This window comes from Luteimonas flava, from assembly GCF_036584485.1.
Taxonomy (GTDB): domain Bacteria; phylum Pseudomonadota; class Gammaproteobacteria; order Xanthomonadales; family Xanthomonadaceae; genus Luteimonas; species Luteimonas flava.
In genome coordinates, this window is the sequence record NZ_JAZHBM010000001.1 from 1 (window position 1) to 15,010 (window position 15,010).

A 15,010-nucleotide genomic window follows, 5' to 3' on the forward strand; every position below is an offset into this window, starting at 1 on the left:
GTGCGTGCGAGCTGCCGGAAGGCACCGAGATGGTGATGCCGGGCGACAACGTGAAGATGGTGGTCACGCTGATCAACCCGGTGGCGATGGACGAAGGTCTGCGCTTCGCGATCCGCGAAGGCGGCCGCACCGTCGGCGCCGGCGTGGTGTCCAAGATCATCAAGTGACGTATTGGCCCGAGCGCGCCTAGCGCGCTCGGCTGCCAACACGTCATCCCCGCGAGAGCGGGGATCCAGCGACTTCCGGGCTGCCATGCGGATGCCGACTGTAAAAGTCTCTGGATCCCCGCTTTTACGGGAATGACGATCGAAAAACGGACCGGCCCGGCCGGTCCGTCCGGTTTTCGAAGGGCAGGGCTTGCGTCCGCCCGTCGATACCCGCTATGATGCAAGACCCTCGCGGGCAGGCCTTCATCGGATGTCCGCGAAATCGCGAAATGAGGTGCAGGATGCCCTCGTCTTCGCCAGACACGGAAATGTCGCGAGGCTGTGCTCCACCCGTTCCGGAAATGTCCGGAGCACGAAGGGATGGAGCGGATCACCGCGTCTGAATTTCTGTGGTCTGGGCGGATCGGGCAACCGGTCTGCCTTTTGTTTTGCAGGGAACGGCCCCGGGGCGCGGGTGAATGCCTCGGACAGCCACGAATCAATGGGGTTCTGCGCACCCAGCCGCAGGCCCGTCGCTCTTTCAACCAAGGATATTTCCGTCATGACGGACCAAAAGATCCGGATCCGCCTCAAGGCATTCGATCACCGCCTGATCGATCGCTCGGCAAGCGAGATCGTCGAGACCGCCAAGCGTACCGGTGCACAGGTGCGCGGCCCGATCCCGCTGCCGACCAAGATCGAGCGTTACACCATCCTGACGTCGCCGCACGTCGACAAGGATGCGCGTGACCAGTACGAGACCCGCACGCACAAGCGCGTGCTGGACATCGTCGACCCGAACGACAAGACCGTTGATGCGCTGATGAAGCTCGAGCTCGCAGCCGGCGTCGACGTCCAGATCAAGCTGACCTGAGGACCGCACCATGACCGCGAAGATTCATTCGTTGGGCATCGTCGGCCGCAAGGCCGGCATGAGCCGAGTGTTCACCGAAGACGGCAAGTCCGTACCGGTGACGCTGATCGAGGCGACCCCGAACCGCATCACCCAGATCAAGACCGTCGAGACCGACGGTTACAGCGCCGTGCAGATCACCGCTGGCGTCAAGCGCGCATCGCTGCTCAACAAGCCGGAAACCGGTCACCTCGCCAAGGCGAAGGTCGAAGCCGGCCGTGGCCTGTGGGAGCTCCGCGTGGCCGACGACAAGATCGCCGACTTCAGCGTCGGTGGCGAGATCAAGGCCGACATCTTCGAAGTGGGCCAGATCGTCGACGTCCAGGGCGTCACGAAGGGCAAGGGCTTCCAGGGCACGATCAAGCGCTGGAACTTCAAGATGGGCGACGCGACGCACGGTAACTCGCTGTCGCACCGCCAGCCGGGTTCGCTCGGTCAGCGCCAGACGCCGGGCCGCGTGTTTCCGGGCAAGAAGATGTCCGGCCACATGGGTGCCGACCAGCAGACCACGCAGCGCCTGCAGATCGTGCAGGTCGACGCCGAGCGCGGCCTGATCGCCGTCAAGGGCGCCGTCCCCGGCGCGCCGGGTGGCGACGTGATCGTGCGTCCGTCGAGCAAGGCATAAGGAGTAGCACGATGGAACTCGCAATCAACAACAGCAGCACGAAGCTGTCGGTTTCCGACGAAGTCTTCGGCCGCGATTTCAGCGAAAACCTGGTCCACCAGGTCGTCGTTGCCTATCGCAACGCCGGTCGCGCCGGTACCAAGGCGCAGAAGACGCGCTCCGAAGTCAACGGCACGACCAAGAAGTCGAAGAAGCAGAAGGGCGGCGGTGCGCGTCACGGCGCGCTGACGGCTCCGATCTTCGTCGGCGGTGGCGTGACCTTCGCGGCCAAGCCGCGCAGCTTCGAGCAGAAGGTCAACCGCAAGATGTACCGCGCGGCGATGTCGGCGATCCTGTCCGAGCTCAACCGCCAGGGCCGTCTGACCGTCGTCGAGACGTTCGACCTGACCGAAACGAAGACCAGCGGCATGGTCGCCAAGCTCAAGGAATTCGATCTGGGCAAGCGCCCGCTGATCGTGACCGAAGACGCTTCGGAGCACCTGTACCTGTCGGCACGCAACCTGCCGTACGTCGAGATCCGCGACGTGCAGGGCCTGGATCCGGTCGCGCTGGTCGGCGCCGATACCGTGCTGATCACCACCGATGCGGTGAAGAAGATCGAGGAGTGGCTGGCATGAACGACGCCAAGCTCTATGAAGTGATCCGTGCGCCGCGTGTGTCCGAAAAGACCGCGCGCCTGCAGGAAGTGTCCAACCAGTACGCGTTCGAAGTGTCGACGGTCGCCACCAAGGCCGACATCAAGGCCGCGATCGAGAAGCTGTTCGACGTCAAGGTCGAGGCCGTCAATGTGTTGAACGTGAAGGGCAAGAACAAGTCCTTCCGTCAGCGCCAGGGCAGCCGCGGTGACTGGCGCAAGGCCTACGTGAAGCTGGCCGATGGTCAGTCGATCGACGTCATGAACGCGAAGGTCTGAGGAAGCCCCGATGCCATTGATGAAGTTCAAGCCCACTTCGCCCGGCCGCCGTTCCGCGGTCCGCGTCGTGCACCCCGATCTGCACAAGGGTGCGCCGCACGCTGCGCTGGTCGAAAAGAAGACCAACACCGGTGGTCGCAACCACCACGGCCGCATCACCACCCGTCACATCGGTGGTGGCCACAAGCAGCACTACCGCATCGTCGATTTCAAGCGGGACAAGGAAGGCATTCCGGCGCGCGTCGAGCGCATCGAGTATGACCCGAACCGGACCGCCCACATCGCGCTGCTGTGCTATGTCGACGGCGAGCGCCGTTACATCATCGCGCCGAAGGGCCTGAAGGCCGGCGACCAGGTGATCTCCGGTTCGGATGCCCCGATCAAGACGGGCAACACGCTGCCGCTGCGCAACATCCCGGTCGGCTCGACGATCCACTGCATCGAGATGAAGCCGGGCAAGGGTGCGCAGATCGCGCGCGCCGCCGGTGCCGGCGTGCAGCTGGTCTCGCGCGAAGGCGTCTACGCCACCGTGCGTCTGCGTTCGGGCGAAGTGCGTCGCGTGCCGTCCGAGTGCCGCGCCACGATCGGCGAGGTCAGCAACGACGAGCACAGCCTCGAGAAGCTGGGCAAGGCCGGTGCGAAGCGCTGGCGCGGCGTCAAGCCGACCGTCCGCGGTGCGGCCATGAACCCGGTCGACCATCCGCACGGCGGTGGTGAAGCGAAGGCCGGTCAGGGCAACCCGCATCCGGTTACTCCCTGGGGCGTTCCGACCAAGGGCTACAAGACCCGCCATAACAAGCGGACGCAGCAGTTCATCGTGCGCGATCGCAGGAGCTGATAGACCATGGCACGTTCACTCAAGAAGGGTCCGTTCGTCGACCACCATCTCGTCAAGAAGGTGGAAGCCGCGGGCACCAACACCAAGAAGCCGATCAAGACCTGGTCGCGTCGCTCGATGGTTCTGCCGGACATGATCGGTTTCACCATCGCCATCCACAACGGCAAGAACCACGTCCCGGTGCTGGTCAACGAGAACATGGTTGGCCACAAGCTCGGCGAATTTGCGTTGACGCGGACCTTCAAGGGTCACGGCGGCGACAAGAAGTCGGGCAGGTAAGGAGCGCACAATGGACAAGGCAACGAAAGCCCGCCTCGAAGAGCAGAAGCGCGCTCGCACCGAGGTCAACAAGCGCACCGCGATCCTCCGCACCGCGCGCATCTCGCCGCAGAAGGCACGTCTGGTCGCCGACCAGGTCCGTGGTCTGCCGGTCGAACGCGCCGTCGGCCTGCTGAAGTTCTCGGACAAGAAAGCCGCTCACATGATCAAGAAGGTCGTCGAGTCGGCCATCGCCAACGCCGAGAACAACGCTGGCGCGGACGTCGACGAACTCACGATCGCCACCATCACGGTCGACGAAGGTCCGACGCTGAAGCGCTTCATGGCGCGCGCAAAGGGACGCGGTACCCGCATCCTCAAGCGCACCAGCCACATCACCGTCGTCGTGGGAGAGGGCAAGTAATATGGGTCACAAAGTTCATCCCATCGGCATCCGCCTCGGCATCGCCAAGGACTGGAACTCCAAGTGGTACGCCGGCAAGAAGGAATATGCCGACTACCTCGTCGCCGACCTGAAGGTCCGCGAGATGCTGCGCAAGCGTCTCGCCTCGGCCGGCATCAGCAAGATCCTGATCGAGCGTCCGGCGAAGACGGCGCGCGTGACGATCCACACCGCCCGTCCGGGCGTTGTGATCGGCAAGCGCGGTGAGGACATCGAGAAGCTGCGCAAGGACGTCAGCGACATGATGGGCGTTCCGGCGCACATCAACGTGACCGAGGTCCGCAAGCCGGAACTCGACGCGCAGCTGGTGGCTGAGTCGATCGCGCAGCAGCTCGAGCGTCGCATCATGTTCCGCCGCGCGATGAAGCGCGCCGTCGGCAACGCGATGCGCCTCGGCGCACTGGGTATCAAGGTCAACGTCGCCGGCCGCCTCAACGGCGCCGAGATCGCACGTTCGGAGTGGTACCGCGAAGGCCGCGTGCCGTTGCACACCCTCCGCGCCGACGTCGACTACGGCTTCGCCGAAGCCAAGACGACCTACGGGATCATCGGCATCAAGACCTGGATCTACAAGGGCGAAATCTTCGATTTCAGCCAGGTGGGCCAGGAGAAGCAGGACGACACGCCGCGTGGCGGAGACCGTGGTGATCGCAATGACCGCGATCGTCGGGGTCCGCGTCGCGAGCGCGAGGCGAGGGACTAATCATGTTGCAACCCAAGCGAACCAAATACCGCAAGATGCACAAGGGCCGTAACGAAGGCCTGGCATGGAGCGGCAACGCAGTCAGCTTCGGCGAATTCGGTCTGCGGTCCACCGCAACCGGCCAGCTGACCGCACGTCAGATCGAAGCCGGTCGTCGTTCCATCAGCCGTCACGTCAAGCGCGGCGGCAAGATGTGGATCCGCGTGTTCCCGGACAAGCCGATCACCAAGAAGCCGATCGAAGTCCGAATGGGCTCCGGCAAGGGCAGCGTCGAGTACTGGGTCGCGCAGATCCAGCCCGGCCGCATGATCTTCGAGATCGAGGGTGTCGAGGAGGAGGTGGCGCGTGAAGCGTTCCGCCTGGCCGCCGCGAAGCTGTCGGTCACCACCCAATTCGTGACCCGGACGGTGCGCTGATGGCTACGACGAAGGAACTCCGCGAGAAGTCGGTCGAGGATTTGCAGTCGCATCTCCTCGAGCTGCACAAGGAGCGTTTCTCGCTCCGCATGCAGAAGGCCACTGGCCAGCTGACCAAGACGCATGACACCCGTCGGGTGCGCCGCGAGATCGCGCGCGTGAACACCCTGATCGGTCAGAAGAAGTAAGGACCCGACCATGAATACCGAAAAGAAGCAGCGTACGGTCCAGGGCCGCGTGGTCAGCAACAAGATGGACAAGACCGTCACCGTGCTGGTGGAGCGTCAGGTCAAGCACGCCCTGTACGGCAAGTACATCAAGCGTTCGACCAAGCTCCACGCCCACGATGCCGAGAACGCGTGCCAGGAAGGCGACCTCGTGAAGGTCGTCGAGATCGCGCCGATGTCCAAGACCAAGAACTGGCGGGTGGCGGAAATCGTCACGCGCGCCGCCGAATAACGAGGAGGGCATACCATGATCCAGATGCAGAGCCACCTCGATGTGGCGGACAACAGCGGTGCCAAGGAAGTGATGTGCATCAAGGTGCTGGGCGGCTCGAAGCGCCGTTACGCCGGCATCGGCGACATCATCAAGGTGTCCATCAAGGAAGCGATTCCGCGTGGCAAGGTCAAGAAGGGCGAGGTCTATGACGCCGTCGTGGTGCGTACCCGCAAGGGTGTGCGTCGTGCCGACGGTTCGTTGATCCGCTTCGACGGCAATGCCGCCGTGTTGCTCAACAACAAGCAGGAGCCGATCGGCACCCGCATCTTCGGGCCCGTGACCCGTGAACTGCGTTCCGAGAAGTTCATGAAGATCGTCTCGCTCGCGCCTGAAGTGCTCTGAGCGGAGGAACGAAAATGGCTAATCGAATCAAGAAGGGCGACCACGTGATCGTGATCGCCGGCAAGGACAAGGGTAAGCGCGGTGACGTGGTGCGCGTGGTCGGCGAGAAGGTCGTCGTCTCGAACATCAACATCGTCAAGCGCCACACCAAGCCGAACCCGCAGGCGGGTCAGGCCGGTGGCGTGGTCGAGCGCGAAGCGCCGATCCATGCTTCGAACGTGATGCCGTTCAACCCTGCCACCGGCAAGGGCGAGCGCATTGGAACCAAGACACTCGAGGATGGACGCACGCTGCGCGTGTTCCGCTCGAGCGGTGAGGCGCTCGACGCCTGAGGATGCTCAAAATGACGACCCGTCTGGAACAGTTCTACAAGGATGAGGTGGTGCCGAAGCTCATGGAGCAGTTCGGTTACGCCAACATCATGCAGGTCCCGCGCCTGAGCAAGATCACCATCAACATGGGCGTGGGCGAAGCTGCCGCGAACAAGAAGGTGCTCGAGAACGCAACCGCCGACATGGCCAAGATCAGCGGCCAGAAGCCGCTGGTGACCAAGTCGCGCGTGTCGGTGGCCTCGTTCAAGATCCGCGACGGCTGGCCGATCGGCTGCAAGGTCACGTTGCGTCGCAATGGCATGTACGAGTTCTTCGATCGCCTTGTCAACGTCGCGCTCCCGCGCGTCCGCGACTTCCGTGGTGTCTCCGGCCGGTCGTTCGACGGTCGCGGCAACTACAACATGGGCGTGAAGGAACAGATCATCTTCCCGGAAATCGACTTCGACGCCGTCGACGCGATCCGCGGTATGGACATCGCCATCACCACGACCGCCCGTACCAACGAAGAAGCCAAGGCCCTGCTGGAAGCCTTCCGCTTCCCGTTCCGCAACTGATCCGAAGGCAGAGCACTTATGGCAAAGACGTCCATGATCAACCGCGAGGTCAAGCGCAAGAAGCTGGCCAAGCAGCACGCCGAGAAGCGTGAGGCGCTGAAGAAGATCATCAGCAGCGCGACCGCGGGTTACGAAGAAAAGGCCGACGCAGTCAACAAGCTGCAGAAGCTGCCGCGCGATTCGTCGCCGGCCCGCCAGACCACGCGTTGCGCGCTCTCCGGCCGCCCGCGTGCCGTCTACAGCAAGTTCGGCCTCGGCCGCAACAAGCTGCGCGAAGCCACCATGCGCGGCGACGTGCCTGGCCTGCGCAAGGCCAGCTGGTAAGAGCGTCGCACTGCAGGTCTGGCGTTCGCGCGCCAGACCTGTAGAATACCGGCCCTCACGCTGTACCCCGCCCGAGTTCCGTGCGGGTCAAAAACTAGTGTTCGCGCAAGCGGATATCGGTGCACTCAGAAGGTAATCATCATGAGCATGACTGATCCCATCGCCGACATGCTGGTCCGCATTCGCAATGCGGCCGCAGTTGGCAAGCAGACGGCGTCAATGCCGTCGTCCAAGATCAAGGTCGCCATCGCCACCGTCCTGAAGGACGAGGGCTACATCGGCGATTTCCGCGTGACCGAGAACGGCGCCAAGGCCGAGCTCGAGATCGTTCTCAAGTATTACGAAGGCCGTCCGGTCATCGAGACCCTGAAGCGTTTCTCGCGCTCGGGTCTGCGCCAGTACCGCGGCAAGGACGCGCTGCCGAAGGTCCTCAACGGCCTGGGCGTGTCCATCATTTCCACGTCCAAGGGCATCATGACCGACGCGAAGGCACGCCAGCTGGGTGTCGGCGGTGAAGTCCTGTGCTTCGTGGCTTAAGGGAGTAACGCACAATGTCCCGAGTTGCCAAGAAGCCGATCGCCCTTCCGAAGGGCGTCGAGCTCAACATCCAGCCCGAGCTGGTCAGCGTGAAGGGCCCGAAGGGCACCCTGTCGCTCGCCAAGCCGTCGGATATCGAGATCACCATCGAAGACGGCAACGCGCTGCTTTCGGCCAATGATCCGTCGCAGATTCCGCTCACCGGAACCCTGCGCGCGATCGTCGCGAACATGGTGCACGGCGTGTCGCAGGGCTTCGAGCGCAAGCTCGACCTCGTGGGCGTCGGTTACCGCGCTGCGGTCCAGGGCAATGACCTGAACCTCTCGCTCGGTTTCTCGCATCCCGTCGTGTTCCAGGCGCCGGAAGGCATCACGCTGACCACGCCGACCCAGACCGAGATCCTGGTCCAGGGTGCAGACAAGCAGCTCGTCGGTCAGGTCGCCGCCAAGATCCGCGGATTCCGTCCGCCGGAGCCGTACAAGGGCAAGGGCGTGAAGTACTCCGACGAAACCATCATTCGCAAGGAAGCCAAGAAGGCCTAAGGCCCATCCGCTTCCCGGGGATCAAGATCATGAGCATCAAGAACAACGCCCGCCTGCGCCGTGCCAAGAGCACGCGTTCGCACATCCGTGTCCTCGGCGTGCCGCGCCTGTCGGTGCTGCGCACCGGCCAGCACATCTACGCCCAGCTGTTCAATTCGGATGGTTCCAAGGTGCTGGCCGCGGCCAACACCACGCAGGCCGACGTCAAGGACGGCCTGAAGAACGGCAAGAACGCCGACGCCGCAACCGCGGTGGGTCGCGCGATCGCAGAGAAGGCCAAGGCCGCGGGTATCGAGAAGGTCGCATTCGACCGCTCGGGTTACCGCTACCACGGTCGCATCAAGGCACTCGCCGACGCCGCCCGCGAGGGTGGCCTGCAGTTCTGATCCGAACGCTGTCGGCGCCGGGCCTTGCGCCCGGCGTCGCCTGACCTGCCGGCACGGGATGTGCCGGACGCCCGCGGCCTTCTGTGCCGCGTCCGCGTTTCACAGATCCACTTTCCAACTCCAAGCGGCACGAGCCGTACATCCTTCTACCAATACAGGCAATCCAGATGGCAAACGAAAGGGAAAACCGCGGCCGCGATCGCAATCGCGACCGTGAGGAACTCGACGACGGCATGATCGAGAAGCTGATCACGGTCAACCGTGTCAGCAAGACCGTCAAGGGCGGTCGCCAGTTCACGTTCACCGCGCTGACGGTCGTCGGCGACGGCAACGGCAAGGTCGGTTTCGGTTACGGCAAGGCGCGCGAAGTGCCGGTCGCGATCCAGAAGTCGATGGAGCAGGCCCGCAAGAACCAGAAGACCGTCGATCTCAACGGCAGCACCCTGTGGCACACGGTCAAGTCGCGCCACGGTGCGGCGAACGTGTTCATGCAGCCCGCGTCGGAAGGTACCGGCGTGATCGCCGGTGGCGCAATGCGCGCCGTGCTCGAAGCCGTCGGCGTCAAGGACGTGCTGGCCAAGGCCGTGGGTTCGCGCAATCCGATCAACCTCGTGCGCGCCACGATCCGCGGCCTCGACGAGATGCACTCGCCGGCGCAGATCGCTGCAAAGCGCGGCAAGAAGGTGGAGGATCTGATCAATGGCTAAGAAGGAATCCACCGGCGGCACCGTCAAGGTGCGCCTGGTCAAGGGTCTGCGCGGTTCGCAGGCCAAGCACCGCCTCTCGGTGAAGGCACTCGGTCTGGGCAAGCTCAACGACGTGCGTGAACTGAAGGACAGCCCGCAGGTCCGTGGCCTGATCAACAAGGTCCATTACCTGGTCCAGGTCGAGGAATAATCGAAATGAAGCTCAATTCTCTCAAGCCCGCACAGGGCGCCCGCACCGAGCGCACGCGCGTCGGTCGCGGTATCGGTTCGGGCCTGGGCAAGACTGCCGGCCGCGGCCACAAGGGTTCGTTCGCGCGTTCGGGCAAGGGCAAGATCAAGGCCGGCTTCGAAGGCGGCCAGATGCCGCTGCGCAAGCGTCTGCCGAAGGTCGGTTTCCGCTCCAAGCTGAAGCTCGACGTGGCCGAAGTGATGCTCTACCAGCTCGACAAGCTCGACGGTGACGTCGACTTCGCCGCGCTGCGTGCCGCCAAGCTGGTGCCCAGCACCGCCAAGCGCGCGAAGATCGTCCTCAAGGGCGAGATCAGCAAGAAGCTCGTGCTCAAGGGCGTGCTCGCCACGGCCGGTGCCCGCGCGGCGATCGAAGCCGCTGGCGGCAAGGTCGAGGAGTAAGCCGGATGTCGCGTAGCGGCAGCGCAATGGGTGGGGTCGGCGCCGGGCTCGGTAAATTCACCGAGCTCCGCCAGCGCCTGCTGTTCGTGCTCGGTGCTCTCGTCGTCTATCGCATCGGGTGTTTCATCCCGGTGCCGGGCGTCAATCCCGAGGCCATGCTGCAGCTGATGGAACAGCAGCAGGGCACCATCGTGGACATGTTCAACATGTTCTCCGGTGGTGCGCTGTCGCGTTTCAGCCTGTTCGCACTGAACGTGATTCCGTACATCTCGGCGTCCATCGTGATGCAGCTGCTGGTGCAGGTCGTGCCCAGCCTGAAGGCCATCCAGAAGGAAGGCGAGTCGGGCCGGCGCAGGATCACCCAGTGGTCGCGCATCGGTGCGATTCCGCTGGCGATCTTCCAGTCGGCGGGTATCGCGGTCGCGCTGCAGAGCTCGGGTGCCAACAACGGCATTCCGGTCGTCTATTCGCCGGGCATGGGCTTCGTGGTCACCGCGATCATCGCGCTCACCGCCGGCACCATGTTCCTGGTGTGGCTGGGCGAGCAGGTGACCGAGCGCGGCATCGGCAACGGTGTGTCGCTGATCATCTTCGCCGGCATCGTGGCGGGTCTTCCGGGCGCCGTGCTGGGCACGTTCGATTCGCTGCGCAGCGGCGACATGAGCCCGATCGCGGCGATCCTGCTGGTGATCGTGGTGCTGGCGGCGGTGTTCTTCGTGGTGTTCGTCGAGCGCGGCCAGCGTCGGATCACGGTCAACTACGCACGTCGCCAGGGTGGTCGCAACGCGTACATGAACCAGAGCTCGTTCCTGCCGCTCAAGCTCAACATGGCAGGCGTGATTCCGGCGATCTTCGCGTCCTCGATCATCATGTTCCCGGCAACGGTGACCACGTGGTTCGGTGAGGCGACCTCGTCGAGCGGCTGGCAGCAGACGCTGCAGCGCGTCGCGCAGGCGATCTCGCCGGGCGAGCCGCTGTACGTGCTCCTGTTCGGTGCGCTGATCGCGGGCTTCGCGTTCTTCTACACCGCGCTGGTGTTCAACAGCCAGGAGACGGCCGACAACCTGAAGAAGTCGGGCGCGCTGATTCCGGGCATCCGTCCGGGCAAGGCGACCGCCGACTACATCGACGGTGTGCTGACCCGCCTCACGGCAGTCGGCGCGGCGTATCTGGTGCTGGTCTGTCTGTTGCCGGAGTTCATGCGTGCCGAGTTCGGCAGCTCCTTCCACTTCGGCGGCACGTCGCTGCTGATCGTGGTGGTGGTGATCATGGACTTCATCGCGCAGGTCCAGTCGCACCTGATGTCGCACCAGTACGAAAGCCTGCTGAAGAAGGCGAACCTCAAGGGTTCGCGCAGCGGCGGCGGCCTCACCGGTCGTTGATGTTCCGCCGGACGGCCCTCGGGTCGTCCGGCACGGTTCTCGCGGCATGGGCACTCCCCATGTCGCATCGCACCGCCCCGACGGGCGGCGCACGAAGTCCGGACCTACGCGCCGGACTTCAGATGGGCGACTCGCACGGCGGTCTCGTGTGCGGGTGGTCCAGGAAGATCCGCACGCCAGAGTAGCGCGCGGGGCAGGCGAGGGGAGTTCCCCGAAAGCTGCCGGTCCTGGACTGTCGCCGGAGCATGGGCACGCTCCCCATGCCGGGTTCACTGGCGCCTTGGCGCCGTGGGCTTCCTGAAACCACGAGGCCCTGCTATTATTTCTTGTTCCCTTTTGCCGGGATTGAACCCCTGGCAGCAAACCAGTTGGAGATCCGCGCATGGCGCGTATTGCAGGTGTGAACCTGCCTGCCCAGAAGCATGTCTGGGTTGGGCTTCAAAGCATTTTCGGCATTGGCCGTACCCGTTCGAAGAAGGTCTGCGAGGCTGCAGGCGTGACCTCGACCACCAAGATCCGCGATCTGTCCGAACCGGAAGTCGAGCGTCTGCGCTCGGAAGTCGGCAAGTACGTGGTCGAGGGCGACCTGCGTCGCGAAGTCGGCATGGCCATCAAGCGTCTGATGGACCTGTCGTGCTACCGCGGCCTGCGTCACCGTCGTGGTCTCCCGCTGCGTGGTCAGCGCACCCGGACCAATGCCCGCACCCGCAAGGGTCCGCGCAAGGCCATCAGGAAGTAAGGAGTTAAGCCATGGCCAAGCCCGCAGCTACCAAGACCAAGAAGAAGATCAAGCGCGTCGTCACCGACGGCATCGCGCATGTCCACGCTTCGTTCAACAACACGATCATCACGATCACCGACCGCCAGGGCAACGCGCTCTCGTGGGCGACCTCGGGCGGTGCCGGTTTCCGCGGCTCGCGCAAGTCGACCCCGTTCGCAGCCCAGGTCGCCGCAGAGAAGGCCGGCAAGGTCGCGCTCGATTACGGCGTCAAGTCGCTTGAAGTCCGCATCAAGGGCCCGGGTCCGGGTCGTGAGTCGGCCGTGCGCTCGCTGAACAACGTGGGCTACAAGATCATCAACATCATCGACGTGACGCCCATCCCGCACAACGGATGCCGCCCGCCGAAGAAGCGTCGCGTCTAAAGGAGCGATAAGAAATGGCTCGTTACATCGGTCCTACCTGTAAGCTCGCGCGCCGTGAAGGCGCCGACCTGTCCCTCAAGAGCCCGACCCGCGCGCTCGACTCGAAGTGCAAGCTGGAGCAGAAGCCCGGCCAGCACGGTGCCGGCACCGGCGCGCGTCGCAGCAAGCTCTCGGATTACGCCACCCAGCTTCGCGAGAAGCAGAAGGTCAAGCGTATCTACGGTCTGCTCGAGCGTCAGTTCCGCAACTACTACAAGAAGGCGTCGAACAAGAAGGGCAACACGGGTGAAAACCTGCTGCAGCTCCTCGAGACCCGCCTCGACAACGTCATCTACCGCATGGGCTTCGCGGTGACCCGTCCGGCCGCGCGCCAGCTGGTGTCGCACCGTGGTGTCACGGTCAATGGCCAGTCGGTGAATCTGCCGTCGTACCAGGTCAAGGCAGGCGACGCGATCGCACTGTCGGAGAAGGCACAGAAGCAGCTTCGCGTGCAGGAAGCGCTCACCGTGTGGTCGACGATGGATCTGTCCCCGTCGTGGGTCGAAGTCGACTCCAAGGCGTTCAGTGGTGTGTTCAAGTCCGTCCCGGATCGCGCAGATCTGCCGGCAGACATCAACGAAGCGCTGATCGTCGAGCTGTACTCGAAGTAATTCAACCAGGTACCGCCGCGTCGTAAGCGCGGCGGTCCTCAGGAGACACACACACATGACGGCTACCGCCAACCAGGTCCTGCGTCCCCGCGGCCCTCAGATCGAACGTCTCGCCGGCAACCGCGCGAAGGTCGTGATCGAGCCGCTGGAGCGTGGGTATGGGCACACGCTGGGCAATGCCCTGCGTCGCGTGCTCCTGTCGTCGATTCCGGGCTTCGCGATCACCGAAGTCGAGATCGACGGCGTGCTGCACGAGTACAGCACCATCGAGGGCCTGCAGGAAGACGTGCTGGAAGTCCTGCTGAACCTCAAGGACGTCGCCATCCGCATGGGCACCGGCGAAAGCTCGACGCTGTCGCTGTCGAAGACGGGTGCGGGCGTCGTGACGGCCGCCGATATCAAGACCGACCACAACGTCGAGATCCTCAACGGCGAGCACATCATCTGCCACCTGACCAAGGACGCGTCGATCAACATGCGTCTGAAGATCGAGCGCGGCTTCGGCTACCAGCCGGCCTCCGCACGTCGTCGTCCGGACGAGGAGACCCGCGCCATCGGTCGCCTGATGCTGGACGCGTCGTTCTCGCCGGTCCGTCGCGTGGCCTATGAAGTCGAAGCGGCGCGCGTCGAACAGCGCACCGACCTCGACAAGCTGGTGCTGGACATCGAAACCAACGGCACGATCGATGCCGAGGAAGCCGTGCGCACCGCCGCCGACATCCTCACCGATCAGCTGTCGGTGTTCGGCGACTTCACGCACCGCGATCGCGGCGCGGCGAAGCCGCAGGCACCGGGCGTCGACCCGATCCTGCTGCGTCCGATCGACGATCTGGAGCTGACGGTGCGTTCGGCCAACTGCCTCAAGGCCGAGAGCATCTACTACATCGGCGACCTGATCCAGAAGACCGAAGTCGAACTGCTCAAGACCCCGAACCTCGGCAAGAAGTCGCTGACCGAGATCAAGGAAGTCCTGGCGCAGCGCGGCCTGGCACTGGGCATGAAGCTCGAGAACTGGCCGCCGACCGGCGTGTCCGCCCACGGCATGCTTGGGTAAGCATCCCGCGTGCAGCCGATGCCGTCAGGCATCGGTTGCGGGATGCGAACGCCCGGCGTGCTTCGCCGGGCTGGGAGTGCAAACGCGGCGCGAGCCGCGGCTCCCGATCTGCACTGACGCTGTATGCAAGACCGCGCCGACGGGCAGAAGCCCGCGGCGTTGCCGGTGAAGGACGACCGGTTCCGGACCATCCGCAGTCCAAGTTGCAACGCCAGGACGGCGCCAACGCCTCACACAGACCCACCATTTCAATCTGAAGGATCCATCCCATGCGCCACCAGAAAGCCGGTCGCAAGTTCAACCGCACCAGCGCCCATCGTGAAGCGATGTTCCGCAACATGGCCGCTTCGCTGATCAAGAGCGAACTCATCAAGACGACCCTGCCGAAGGCCAAGGAACTGCGTCGCGTCGCAGAGCCGCTGATCACCCTCGGCAAGATCGACAGCGTCGCCAACCGTCGTCTCGCTTTCGCGCGCCTGCGCGACAAGGAAGCCGTCGGCACGCTGTTCACCACCGTCGGCCCGCGCTACAGCGCGCGTCCGGGTGGCTACCTGCGCATCCTCAAGTGCGGCTTCCGCGCCGGCGACAACGCGCCGATGGCGTACGTCGAGCTGGTCGATCGCCCGCAGGCGTCGGTCGACGCCGAGTAAT

At 64.1% G+C, this 15,010-nt stretch carries 28 protein-coding genes; all 28 read left to right on the forward strand.

What is annotated here, in order from left to right:
• Window positions 1-167: EF-Tu C-terminal domain-related protein (locus tag V3391_RS00005; protein WP_484498424.1), on the forward strand; the 167-nt coding region annotated here is incomplete at its 5' end.
• A gap of 541 nt (window positions 168-708) precedes the next feature.
• Window positions 709-1,020, forward strand: coding sequence for a 30S ribosomal protein S10 (rpsJ, locus tag V3391_RS00010; RefSeq protein WP_047137645.1), 312 nt, complete (start codon window positions 709-711; stop codon window positions 1,018-1,020).
• A gap of 10 nt (window positions 1,021-1,030) precedes the next feature.
• A complete protein-coding gene (gene rplC / locus V3391_RS00015) occupies window positions 1,031-1,684 on the forward strand; it encodes a 50S ribosomal protein L3 (protein ID WP_055246831.1) in 654 nt (217 codons plus the stop codon).
• An 11-nt stretch (window positions 1,685-1,695) separates the two neighbouring features.
• The gene (gene rplD / locus V3391_RS00020; RefSeq protein WP_332076385.1) at window positions 1,696-2,301 is read left to right on the forward strand and encodes a 50S ribosomal protein L4; all 606 of its coding nucleotides are present in this window, start codon (window positions 1,696-1,698) and stop codon (window positions 2,299-2,301) included.
• On the forward strand, window positions 2,298-2,597 hold the full coding sequence (gene rplW / locus V3391_RS00025; RefSeq protein ID WP_096208160.1) for a 50S ribosomal protein L23: 300 nt from the start codon (window positions 2,298-2,300) through the stop codon (window positions 2,595-2,597). Before rplD ends, rplW begins: the two co-directional genes overlap by 4 nt.
• 10 nt (window positions 2,598-2,607) lie before the next feature.
• The gene (gene rplB, locus V3391_RS00030) at window positions 2,608-3,435 is read left to right on the forward strand and encodes a 50S ribosomal protein L2 (protein WP_159679901.1); all 828 of its coding nucleotides are present in this window, start codon (window positions 2,608-2,610) and stop codon (window positions 3,433-3,435) included.
• Window positions 3,436-3,441: 6 nt separating this feature from the next.
• The gene (rpsS, locus tag V3391_RS00035) at window positions 3,442-3,714 is read left to right on the forward strand and encodes a 30S ribosomal protein S19 (RefSeq protein WP_055246837.1); all 273 of its coding nucleotides are present in this window, start codon (window positions 3,442-3,444) and stop codon (window positions 3,712-3,714) included.
• A 10-nt stretch (window positions 3,715-3,724) separates the two neighbouring features.
• The gene (gene rplV / locus V3391_RS00040) at window positions 3,725-4,117 is read left to right on the forward strand and encodes a 50S ribosomal protein L22 (protein WP_232134462.1); all 393 of its coding nucleotides are present in this window, start codon (window positions 3,725-3,727) and stop codon (window positions 4,115-4,117) included.
• Between the two features lies 1 nt (window position 4,118).
• Complete coding sequence (gene rpsC, locus V3391_RS00045) at window positions 4,119-4,859, forward strand: 30S ribosomal protein S3 (protein WP_232134463.1); 741 nt, start codon at window positions 4,119-4,121, stop codon at window positions 4,857-4,859.
• A 2-nt stretch (window positions 4,860-4,861) separates the two neighbouring features.
• Window positions 4,862-5,275, forward strand: a complete 414-nt coding sequence (rplP, locus tag V3391_RS00050; RefSeq protein ID WP_159679897.1) for a 50S ribosomal protein L16 — start codon at window positions 4,862-4,864, stop codon at window positions 5,273-5,275.
• Window positions 5,275-5,463, forward strand: coding sequence for a 50S ribosomal protein L29 (gene rpmC, locus V3391_RS00055; RefSeq protein WP_159679895.1), 189 nt, complete (start codon window positions 5,275-5,277; stop codon window positions 5,461-5,463). The genes rplP and rpmC overlap by 1 nt, the downstream gene beginning before the upstream one ends.
• A gap of 10 nt (window positions 5,464-5,473) precedes the next feature.
• On the forward strand, window positions 5,474-5,734 hold the full coding sequence (rpsQ, locus tag V3391_RS00060; RefSeq protein ID WP_150928979.1) for a 30S ribosomal protein S17: 261 nt from the start codon (window positions 5,474-5,476) through the stop codon (window positions 5,732-5,734).
• Between the two features lie 15 nt (window positions 5,735-5,749).
• On the forward strand, window positions 5,750-6,118 hold the full coding sequence (gene rplN, locus V3391_RS00065; protein ID WP_055246849.1) for a 50S ribosomal protein L14: 369 nt from the start codon (window positions 5,750-5,752) through the stop codon (window positions 6,116-6,118).
• 14 nt (window positions 6,119-6,132) lie between these two features.
• Window positions 6,133-6,450 (forward strand): 50S ribosomal protein L24, encoded by a 318-nt coding sequence (gene rplX, locus V3391_RS00070; protein ID WP_232115895.1) that lies wholly within the window; start codon window positions 6,133-6,135, stop codon window positions 6,448-6,450.
• Between the two features lie 11 nt (window positions 6,451-6,461).
• Window positions 6,462-7,004 (forward strand): 50S ribosomal protein L5, encoded by a 543-nt coding sequence (gene rplE / locus V3391_RS00075; RefSeq protein WP_159679889.1) that lies wholly within the window; start codon window positions 6,462-6,464, stop codon window positions 7,002-7,004.
• 18 nt (window positions 7,005-7,022) lie between these two features.
• Window positions 7,023-7,328: a 30S ribosomal protein S14 gene (rpsN, locus tag V3391_RS00080; RefSeq protein ID WP_332076386.1), complete on the forward strand. Its 306-nt coding sequence runs from the start codon at window positions 7,023-7,025 to the stop codon at window positions 7,326-7,328.
• 141 nt (window positions 7,329-7,469) lie between these two features.
• Window positions 7,470-7,865 (forward strand): 30S ribosomal protein S8, encoded by a 396-nt coding sequence (gene rpsH / locus V3391_RS00085; RefSeq protein WP_232115892.1) that lies wholly within the window; start codon window positions 7,470-7,472, stop codon window positions 7,863-7,865.
• A gap of 14 nt (window positions 7,866-7,879) precedes the next feature.
• Window positions 7,880-8,407, forward strand: coding sequence for a 50S ribosomal protein L6 (gene rplF / locus V3391_RS00090; RefSeq protein WP_332076387.1), 528 nt, complete (start codon window positions 7,880-7,882; stop codon window positions 8,405-8,407).
• Window positions 8,408-8,436: 29 nt separating this feature from the next.
• The gene (gene rplR, locus V3391_RS00095) at window positions 8,437-8,793 is read left to right on the forward strand and encodes a 50S ribosomal protein L18 (RefSeq protein WP_159679881.1); all 357 of its coding nucleotides are present in this window, start codon (window positions 8,437-8,439) and stop codon (window positions 8,791-8,793) included.
• Window positions 8,794-8,960: 167 nt separating this feature from the next.
• Window positions 8,961-9,500: a 30S ribosomal protein S5 gene (rpsE, locus tag V3391_RS00100; RefSeq protein WP_332076388.1), complete on the forward strand. Its 540-nt coding sequence runs from the start codon at window positions 8,961-8,963 to the stop codon at window positions 9,498-9,500.
• The gene (rpmD, locus tag V3391_RS00105) at window positions 9,493-9,690 is read left to right on the forward strand and encodes a 50S ribosomal protein L30 (RefSeq protein WP_310236752.1); all 198 of its coding nucleotides are present in this window, start codon (window positions 9,493-9,495) and stop codon (window positions 9,688-9,690) included. Before rpsE ends, rpmD begins: the two co-directional genes overlap by 8 nt.
• Before the next feature lie 5 nt (window positions 9,691-9,695).
• The gene (gene rplO / locus V3391_RS00110; protein WP_268738619.1) at window positions 9,696-10,130 is read left to right on the forward strand and encodes a 50S ribosomal protein L15; all 435 of its coding nucleotides are present in this window, start codon (window positions 9,696-9,698) and stop codon (window positions 10,128-10,130) included.
• Window positions 10,131-10,135: 5 nt separating this feature from the next.
• Window positions 10,136-11,512, forward strand: a complete 1,377-nt coding sequence (gene secY / locus V3391_RS00115) for a preprotein translocase subunit SecY (protein WP_232134470.1) — start codon at window positions 10,136-10,138, stop codon at window positions 11,510-11,512.
• Between the two features lie 382 nt (window positions 11,513-11,894).
• The gene (gene rpsM, locus V3391_RS00120; RefSeq protein WP_232134471.1) at window positions 11,895-12,251 is read left to right on the forward strand and encodes a 30S ribosomal protein S13; all 357 of its coding nucleotides are present in this window, start codon (window positions 11,895-11,897) and stop codon (window positions 12,249-12,251) included.
• 11 nt (window positions 12,252-12,262) lie between these two features.
• Complete coding sequence (gene rpsK, locus V3391_RS00125; protein WP_232134472.1) at window positions 12,263-12,655, forward strand: 30S ribosomal protein S11; 393 nt, start codon at window positions 12,263-12,265, stop codon at window positions 12,653-12,655.
• A 14-nt stretch (window positions 12,656-12,669) separates the two neighbouring features.
• Entirely contained in the window at window positions 12,670-13,305 is a 636-nt protein-coding gene (gene rpsD, locus V3391_RS00130; protein WP_159679869.1) for a 30S ribosomal protein S4, read from the forward strand.
• A 55-nt stretch (window positions 13,306-13,360) separates the two neighbouring features.
• A complete protein-coding gene (locus V3391_RS00135; protein ID WP_232134473.1) occupies window positions 13,361-14,359 on the forward strand; it encodes a DNA-directed RNA polymerase subunit alpha in 999 nt (332 codons plus the stop codon).
• A gap of 269 nt (window positions 14,360-14,628) precedes the next feature.
• Window positions 14,629-15,009, forward strand: coding sequence for a 50S ribosomal protein L17 (gene rplQ, locus V3391_RS00140; RefSeq protein ID WP_332076391.1), 381 nt, complete (start codon window positions 14,629-14,631; stop codon window positions 15,007-15,009).
• Window position 15,010: the final 1 nt, after the last annotated feature.

What these genes read in the sequence shown, in the direction of transcription:
- rplD (WP_332076385.1), top strand. Translation starts at nt 1,696, where the DNA reads ATGGAACTCGCAATCAACAACAGCAGCACGAAGCTGTCGGTTTCCGAC.
- rpmC (WP_159679895.1), top strand. Translation starts at nt 5,275, where the DNA reads ATGGCTACGACGAAGGAACTCCGCGAGAAGTCGGTCGAGGATTTGCAG.
- rplX (WP_232115895.1), top strand. Translation starts at nt 6,133, where the DNA reads ATGGCTAATCGAATCAAGAAGGGCGACCACGTGATCGTGATCGCCGGC.
- rplW (WP_096208160.1), top strand. Translation starts at nt 2,298, where the DNA reads ATGAACGACGCCAAGCTCTATGAAGTGATCCGTGCGCCGCGTGTGTCC.
- rplN (WP_055246849.1), top strand. Translation starts at nt 5,750, where the DNA reads ATGATCCAGATGCAGAGCCACCTCGATGTGGCGGACAACAGCGGTGCC.
- rpsN (WP_332076386.1), top strand. Translation starts at nt 7,023, where the DNA reads ATGGCAAAGACGTCCATGATCAACCGCGAGGTCAAGCGCAAGAAGCTG.
- rpsQ (WP_150928979.1), top strand. Translation starts at nt 5,474, where the DNA reads ATGAATACCGAAAAGAAGCAGCGTACGGTCCAGGGCCGCGTGGTCAGC.
- rplE (WP_159679889.1), top strand. Translation starts at nt 6,462, where the DNA reads ATGACGACCCGTCTGGAACAGTTCTACAAGGATGAGGTGGTGCCGAAG.
- rpsH (WP_232115892.1), top strand. Translation starts at nt 7,470, where the DNA reads ATGAGCATGACTGATCCCATCGCCGACATGCTGGTCCGCATTCGCAAT.
- rplV (WP_232134462.1), top strand. Translation starts at nt 3,725, where the DNA reads ATGGACAAGGCAACGAAAGCCCGCCTCGAAGAGCAGAAGCGCGCTCGC.
- secY (WP_232134470.1), top strand. Translation starts at nt 10,136, where the DNA reads ATGTCGCGTAGCGGCAGCGCAATGGGTGGGGTCGGCGCCGGGCTCGGT.
- rplC (WP_055246831.1), top strand. Translation starts at nt 1,031, where the DNA reads ATGACCGCGAAGATTCATTCGTTGGGCATCGTCGGCCGCAAGGCCGGC.
- rpsC (WP_232134463.1), top strand. Translation starts at nt 4,119, where the DNA reads ATGGGTCACAAAGTTCATCCCATCGGCATCCGCCTCGGCATCGCCAAG.
- rpsE (WP_332076388.1), top strand. Translation starts at nt 8,961, where the DNA reads ATGGCAAACGAAAGGGAAAACCGCGGCCGCGATCGCAATCGCGACCGT.
- rplF (WP_332076387.1), top strand. Translation starts at nt 7,880, where the DNA reads ATGTCCCGAGTTGCCAAGAAGCCGATCGCCCTTCCGAAGGGCGTCGAG.
- rplO (WP_268738619.1), top strand. Translation starts at nt 9,696, where the DNA reads ATGAAGCTCAATTCTCTCAAGCCCGCACAGGGCGCCCGCACCGAGCGC.
- rplP (WP_159679897.1), top strand. Translation starts at nt 4,862, where the DNA reads ATGTTGCAACCCAAGCGAACCAAATACCGCAAGATGCACAAGGGCCGT.
- V3391_RS00135 (WP_232134473.1), top strand. Translation starts at nt 13,361, where the DNA reads ATGACGGCTACCGCCAACCAGGTCCTGCGTCCCCGCGGCCCTCAGATC.
- rpsM (WP_232134471.1), top strand. Translation starts at nt 11,895, where the DNA reads ATGGCGCGTATTGCAGGTGTGAACCTGCCTGCCCAGAAGCATGTCTGG.
- rpsK (WP_232134472.1), top strand. Translation starts at nt 12,263, where the DNA reads ATGGCCAAGCCCGCAGCTACCAAGACCAAGAAGAAGATCAAGCGCGTC.
- rplQ (WP_332076391.1), top strand. Translation starts at nt 14,629, where the DNA reads ATGCGCCACCAGAAAGCCGGTCGCAAGTTCAACCGCACCAGCGCCCAT.
- rpmD (WP_310236752.1), top strand. Translation starts at nt 9,493, where the DNA reads ATGGCTAAGAAGGAATCCACCGGCGGCACCGTCAAGGTGCGCCTGGTC.
- rpsJ (WP_047137645.1), top strand. Translation starts at nt 709, where the DNA reads ATGACGGACCAAAAGATCCGGATCCGCCTCAAGGCATTCGATCACCGC.
- rpsD (WP_159679869.1), top strand. Translation starts at nt 12,670, where the DNA reads ATGGCTCGTTACATCGGTCCTACCTGTAAGCTCGCGCGCCGTGAAGGC.
- rplB (WP_159679901.1), top strand. Translation starts at nt 2,608, where the DNA reads ATGCCATTGATGAAGTTCAAGCCCACTTCGCCCGGCCGCCGTTCCGCG.
- rplR (WP_159679881.1), top strand. Translation starts at nt 8,437, where the DNA reads ATGAGCATCAAGAACAACGCCCGCCTGCGCCGTGCCAAGAGCACGCGT.
- rpsS (WP_055246837.1), top strand. Translation starts at nt 3,442, where the DNA reads ATGGCACGTTCACTCAAGAAGGGTCCGTTCGTCGACCACCATCTCGTC.